At 73.2% G+C, this 287-nt stretch carries 1 pseudogene; it reads right to left on the bottom strand.

From position 1 onward, the window contains the following. A pseudogene (locus DI005_RS00340) lies at positions 1 to 287 on the bottom strand (IS481 family transposase); the annotation flags it as partial.

The raw sequence follows: 287 nt of genomic DNA, 5'->3' as shown, positions 1-287 counted from the left end.
CCGCGGCCGCGGCGGTCTCGGCCGGCGCGGCGTGGCAGGCGAGCAGCAGCCGGGTGCAGTCATCCAGCACATCGAAGACCACCACCGTCGTGCCCCCGGCGAGGGTGATCTCGGTGGCGTCGATCTGGTAGCAGTCCCGTGGCCGGGCATAGGCGAAGCGGCGCAGGGTCGACTTGGGCCGCTTACGTGGGTTGGTGTCCAGCAGACCGGCGCGGGCCAGGATCCGGTTGATCGTGGCCCGCGCCGGCACCCGCCAGCCCCGCTTGTCCCAGTCCTGCTCGCAGGCC

Source organism: Prauserella sp. PE36 (assembly GCF_003311655.1).
GTDB classification, from domain to species: Bacteria; Actinomycetota; Actinomycetes; order Mycobacteriales; family Pseudonocardiaceae; genus Prauserella_A; species Prauserella_A endophytica.
This window is presented reverse-complemented; position numbering and strand designations above follow the sequence as displayed.